The organism is Actinoplanes sp. ATCC 53533, assembly GCF_003947245.1.
This window is the reverse complement of record NZ_QHHV01000530.1, coordinates 1-1,284: the sequence shown is the minus strand read 5'-3', so window position 1 is coordinate 1,284 and position 1,284 is coordinate 1. Positions and strand designations below refer to the sequence as shown.

At 64.1% G+C, this 1,284-nt stretch carries 1 pseudogene; it reads right to left on the bottom strand.

The annotated features are described in order from the left end of the window. Positions 1-1,147, bottom strand: a pseudogene (locus DMB66_RS59810) (hypothetical protein); the annotation flags it as partial. Positions 1,148-1,284: the final 137 nt, after the last annotated feature.

The following is a 1,284-nucleotide window of genomic DNA, read 5'->3' as shown; positions in this document are numbered from 1 at the left end:
GCGGCCGAATCGGCTTGCCCGACGCCGCCAGAAGCTCCAACGCGTCATCGGCAACGCTGACAAGAGCCTGCCCTGGGTCGGCATTCAGCCGCCAGAACTTTCCAGGCGCCAGGTAAGGAACAAACGCGCCGAACGTGCGGGTCCCTGACAGCCCTTCGAGTTCCTCGGCGACCCGCGACCAGCTCGCCGCAGCGTCAGCACCCTCGGCGCCCTCGAACTGATCCTTATGTTCACCCTCAATGAAGACAGCAGCCTGCGAAGGCGCTGCGACCCCGTCGTGCCATTGGCGCATGAAGGCGGCGACCCTGACCAGATTCAGGTCGCCTTCCTGGGCGCACTCCGCTGAGTCGTCCTCGAATCCTGCCTGGTAGCGGGCCCACCAGGCACTGGACCACTCCCAGGCCATGTCACCGTACTCGGCACGGCATTCCCGCTCCGCCTCGCCAACCGCATACACAACAGCCCGAGCACACCGGGCACGGAACCAGTCGTCGTGTCGCTGGGGATCCTCCTGTTCATCGGGGGCTGGATCATCCGTTTCGTATTCGCGAAACAGGTCTTCCAACCTTTCAAAGATCGGATCCACCTCCTGGGTCATTTCCAGGTGCCCGACAGAACTCAGGTTCCAGCAGGTAAGTACCAGATCGGCGGCGGCGCCGGCGATGCGCTGCCACTCGGGGCGGCTACGCGACCCTTCCTCTCCGTCGATGTCCAGGGCTTCCGCGAACCATTCCTCACCGGGCTCAGCAACCTGTACGTAGTGGCCAGCCGCCTCAACGATGACGGCGTCGAAGTCTGACTGCAGGATCAATGCCAGGGAGTCTCGCAGCGACGCAACGTCAACCTCAGCCAGCGGAGTCTCGGGTAACCGCAGCTCCGCGAGCGACACCAAGCCAGCGCCGGCCACGTGATAGGCCGTCCAGGGCCCGATGGCCCCGGGCGACTCGTAGCCGAGTTCCGCGGCCGTATCCGCCTTGGCGTCCGCACTGACAACGAGAATCCTGAAGCCGCGCCGGGCCAGTTGATCGGCCAGTTTCACGGCCAGCGTCGTTACGCCCTCGCCCCTGCGGTGACTGATGAGCGTGATGACTGGCGGCGCGTCCTGCACAGCACCCCTCCTGCGAATCTTCTTCTCGACCGCTGGCATGCAAGCACTTCTGAAGTGCAACGACGTTGCCCACAGGAAATGCTCTACAGATCACCCAACAGGATGGATGATCTCACCCAGCGTAATTCGCGGGCGTACCGGCAGGCTGTGCTACTCGACGCGTCCACGCCACCTCA